Below are 3,973 nucleotides of genomic sequence, written 5' to 3'. Positions count from 1 at the left end.
GGGCGGCTTGCGCCGCGTCATGCCACTTGCTATCATGATATCAATGTGAGTTGAGCCAAATAGAGTTGAACATGGCCCAGATCATTGTGCGTGACGTGGATGACGACGTGAAAGAGCGGCTGCGGCGGCGCGCCGCTCAGCACGGCCAGAGCATGGAAGCGGAGGTTCGCGACATTCTGCGCAACGCGGTCAAGCGCGACCATGCGCCGGATCGCGGGCTCGGCACGGAAATTGTGGCTTTGTTCGCCGACCTTCATCTCAAGAAGGATGAGAAGATTAAGGAGTTGCACGGTTTCAAGTTGCGGAATCCTTTCACAAAATGATCATCCTCGACACCAACGTGTTGTCTGCGCTCATGGTTGAGCCGGTCGACGCGAGGGTCGTGGCTTGGCTGGATCGTCAGCCCCGTGTCTCGATTTGGACGACGAGCATCAGCGTTCTTGAAATCCGTTTTGGTCTCGCCACTATGGCGGACGGCCGTCGCCGCCAGTCGCGTGTCTCGGCCTTTGAGCACCTGATCGACGACAAGCTCGAGCAACGAGTTGCCGACTTCGACCGAAGCGCTGCAGAAGCGACGGCCGTTCTCATGGCCGCACGTCAAGCGGCCGGCAAATCCGGCGATCTTCGCGACAGTATGATTGCCGGCATCGTGTTGGCACAGCGCGCAACCTTCGCGACGCGCAACGTGAAGCATTTTTCGGATATTGAAGCTGCAGTGATCGATCCGTGGAGCGCGGGCAAATCAAGCACAGCAAGTAGATCGAAGTGAACGTGGCCATTTTGTTGTGCCACGGTCGAGCAGCAATTGCCGAAAACGTGGCACGATTGGGACGCCGGTAGTCGGCCGATCGCCGAAGACACACCGCACCGCCTCCTGCTCAGGGTTGAGCGGATACCGCGTCCCGCGCCTGTTCAAAGCGCTCGCCCTCGCTCGGGCTGACGGCCGCTATGGCCGCCTGCTCAAAACCATTGGCCGTGTTCAACTCCTCATCCTTGATAATGTGGAGGCCTCTCCTTAACGGCATCATAGTGCCAAGGCGTGGTCGCCGGAGCGCCACAACAAGGGAGACCGTCCGTGAAGCAATTTATCAGAATAGGTGTCGATCTTGCCAAGTACTATTTCCAGGTCCACGCGCTGGTCAGCGAAAGCGGACCTGCTATTAGTGCGTCACGATGCGGTCGAGACCGCACAGACTGCTCACTCTGCGGTCCCTCGGGCCTATCGCCCGCTTGTGCCACGAGAACCGCAAGCTTTGCCGCAAAGGCCTCCTCAACGCACTGGGCGTCGATTACCGTCAGTTTGTTCTTTTCAGGAAGGCACCGGTGCGCCCAGCTTGCCGCATCATCGTCGGAGCCGAGTGCGTCGAGTTGGGCGAGCAGGCGCTCGCGTAATTGACTAGACTCTTGTGGTCCGAGCACTGGGGATTTTCCGGGAGCCGCACGGCCGTTCGCATCGTGGCGAGACTGAGTGCGTCCGCCGTTGAGGTGGCCACTTCGTCCTTCCTTGGGCGGCGTCCGCAGGTCGGGGAGCTAAGCCGGAATCTGGGTGACGACGATGGGTGTATTTAACCCATATGGGTGACATTAGTCAATGGCCGAGGAACAGTATGAACGTGCCAAAAGTGACAGGTGCGCAGATCCGGGCGGCGCGCGCTTTGCTACGGTGGAGCGCGTCTGACTTGGCCCGGCAGTCGTCGTTAGGCGTGAATACCGTCAGGCGAGCAGAAGCCAGCGATGGAACGACGGCGCTTACGGCCGCCAACGAACTTGCAATTCGGCGGGCTCTTGAAGACGCAGGCGTTGAATTCACTAACGGGAACCGACCCGGAGTTCGCCTCAGCGAAGCCGCGGCTGAGCGTGCCCGTGAGTCCGCCAACAAATCGGGGGAGGCCGCTCCGGTTCAGAGCCGACGCGCCAAACCGACAAAAAGATAAGCCGTCTCGCTCGGAAGCAATTCGCCGCCTTATAGAGTTTGCGCTGGCGGCTAATGTCAACGGACCGAAAGCCACGAATTAGGCTCAAGTGGCAGTGATAATCACTGCCACTGACAGCGATGCGCCCAGCGGCGCACTCCATACCGGCGCCCAATTTTTGGACGTCGAAAGCGAAATCAAAAATGCTGTCGCACAGTCAGTATTCTTCATACCGATCATCACGCCGACAGTCATCGCGAGACCCTATTGCCGGTTCGAGTGGCGGGCCTTATCGGGTGTCACGTAGCAACGCGAGTAGTTGGCGATTTATAGTTCGTACTAGCCGGTGTTCCTCAATGCGCCGACGCGTGTAGCGGCCGTGCTTCAGTGCGTTCTTGTTTTTGAGCGGTGCTCCCGAGCCGGCTGCGCCGCCATGCATACGACAGCGCTGCTTCCCCTTGGCGGCTGGCGACCGACAGGGCTCGCCCGAGCGCGTCTTCGCTCCACACCGCGGGCTCGCGAGCATTGGGCCGGTGTTACGAGGATGCGTGCCCATTGAATTTCCCAAGCATTTTGGCGCCGTTCTGATGGTGGATATCGTCAGCGATAGCGCGCGCGCCGACGAGGGAGGCTTCCCGCACCCTAATCTTTCGACTGCCGCTATACCTGTGGCGATCGAAGGCTTCCGTCTGAGCACAGAACGTACGCGAAAAGCTGTTCAGAGATCGCTCGGAGCTTGACATGTCTGACCAGTCTTCGCCGTAGGTCAAACGATGTGCAAAAAACATTACCCATGAGTGGGCGATTGCCATGTGGACGCAGCGCTTCGCTTCGAGCAGATCTCGCGGAGCCATGCCTGTTACGAAACTGCGCGCGAAATGAAGGTTATTATCAAGAAGAAGCCCGTCCCGCGTGCCAATATGGGTCAGTGGTTTAAAAAGGTTAGCAACAAAGTCTGGATTTTGTAACTCGTGTGCGACCCCGTGCGCTTCCCCGATTTTTCCATCCCGCCCGTTGTGTTCAAGGCTGAGATAACTCCTGTGGCGTTCAAGAGCTTCGCTCACAGCGGTAAATCTACGCGAAAGCTTGGTATATGATTGCGCTTCGCTCTCCATGTCTAGAAACACTAGGGCTTGATTGAGACAATCCGAAAACATCATCGAAAGTGAATCAAAAACTCCTGTTTCAGCGCAAATAATCGCATCAAGAGGGTCCCGAGGCGCCATGGCCCTGAGGTAGGCAAACAGAGAGTTGAAGGCCTCGACATCAGGAGCTTCGTCTTCATAGCCAGTGACGGACAACTGTCTTCTTCGAGGGCTGACATTGGCGAGCTGCGCTAGGAGACCGAAAGCAAAATTTAGGTCTCGTGAGCCGCATGAGGCCAGAAACTCTGCCTCCTTGATCTCGCTCGGTTCTTCAAAGCCACCAAAAAACAAGCTCGTATGGCCTTTAATTTTGACAAAAGTCGCCTCACAGCCTTGGACGGTTGTGTGAATCTGGGACTTATCCCCTCCCGATTCCGCCGTCGCCTGCTGTTTTCGCTTACGCATGACCTTCTCCTCGTTTTGGAGCCTGATGGCTTCCGCAAAGCCTGATCGCCGGTCTGTAATTGAAACGAGTTGAATGGAAAGTAGTTTCATTTCCGTACTTTGCATGGGGTTGTTTTCGATTTTTCCTCCTAAATCGGAACTTCCCCGAAATTTCGCCAAAAAGTTCTCAAATAGCGGTAGCCCGCGGGGGAGCGCGACTTCCCTGTAGGCCGGCGTCGAGTTCATCGACGAGAACGGAGGCGGCCCGGGTGTCCGGCTGCGAAAGCGCCAACTGAAGAAAGGCTAATTCGCTTGAGGACCGCGCGATTCAAGCGACCAACATTCCAAATTGTGCCGCTGTTCTGAGGACAGCCATTCGTACCGATGTCGTCGGCGAGCAGGGCGGCGAGATCCGTAAGTTCTCGTTCTGCGCATAAGCGCGCGGTTGTTAGCTCGTGATGACTTCGGCGATCGTAGCCGGCATGGTTCGGGGATAGCTATCGAGACAGCGCGCGAAAGACAGCCTCTGCC

The 3,973-nt window shown here is 57.3% G+C and carries 4 protein-coding genes and 1 pseudogene; 3 read left to right on the top strand and 2 right to left on the bottom strand.

Features of this window, described 5'->3' with window-relative positions:
• The first annotated feature begins 71 nt into the window (after window positions 1–71).
• The 3 genes and pseudogenes from WB528_RS28115 to WB528_RS28105 form a co-directional block, all read left to right on the top strand.
• Window positions 72–323, top strand: coding sequence for a FitA-like ribbon-helix-helix domain-containing protein (locus WB528_RS28115; RefSeq protein WP_423892675.1), 252 nt, complete (start codon window positions 72–74; stop codon window positions 321–323).
• Entirely contained in the window at window positions 320–769 is a 450-nt protein-coding gene (locus WB528_RS28110) for a type II toxin-antitoxin system VapC family toxin (RefSeq protein WP_423892673.1), read from the top strand. Before WB528_RS28115 ends, WB528_RS28110 begins: the two co-directional genes overlap by 4 nt.
• Before the next feature lie 127 nt (window positions 770–896).
• A pseudogene (locus WB528_RS28105) lies at window positions 897–1,016 on the top strand (IS21-like element ISFK1 family helper ATPase IstB); the annotation flags it as partial.
• A gap of 1,186 nt (window positions 1,017–2,202) precedes the next feature.
• Here the strand turns inward: WB528_RS28105 and WB528_RS28100 are convergent.
• Together WB528_RS28100 and WB528_RS28095 are read right to left on the bottom strand one after the other, a co-directional pair.
• The gene (locus tag WB528_RS28100; protein WP_423892677.1) at window positions 2,203–2,439 is read right to left on the bottom strand and encodes an HGGxSTG domain-containing protein; all 237 of its coding nucleotides are present in this window, start codon (window positions 2,437–2,439) and stop codon (window positions 2,203–2,205) included.
• Window positions 2,440–2,449: 10 nt separating this feature from the next.
• Window positions 2,450–3,622 carry a hypothetical protein gene (locus tag WB528_RS28095; protein ID WP_423892671.1) on the bottom strand — a complete coding sequence of 391 codons (1,173 nt, stop codon included), beginning with the start codon at window positions 3,620–3,622 and terminating at the stop codon, window positions 2,450–2,452.
• Between the last annotated feature and the right edge of the window lie 351 nt (window positions 3,623–3,973).

Source organism: Bradyrhizobium sp. (assembly GCF_049586575.1).
In the GTDB taxonomy this organism is placed as follows: domain Bacteria; phylum Pseudomonadota; class Alphaproteobacteria; order Rhizobiales; family Xanthobacteraceae; genus Bradyrhizobium.
This window is presented reverse-complemented; position numbering and strand designations above follow the sequence as displayed.

What these genes read in the sequence shown, in the direction of transcription:
- WB528_RS28115 (WP_423892675.1), top strand. Translation starts at nt 72, where the DNA reads ATGGCCCAGATCATTGTGCGTGACGTGGATGACGACGTGAAAGAGCGG.
- WB528_RS28110 (WP_423892673.1), top strand. Translation starts at nt 320, where the DNA reads ATGATCATCCTCGACACCAACGTGTTGTCTGCGCTCATGGTTGAGCCG.
- WB528_RS28100 (WP_423892677.1), bottom strand. Translation starts at nt 2,439, where the DNA reads ATGCTCGCGAGCCCGCGGTGTGGAGCGAAGACGCGCTCGGGCGAGCCC.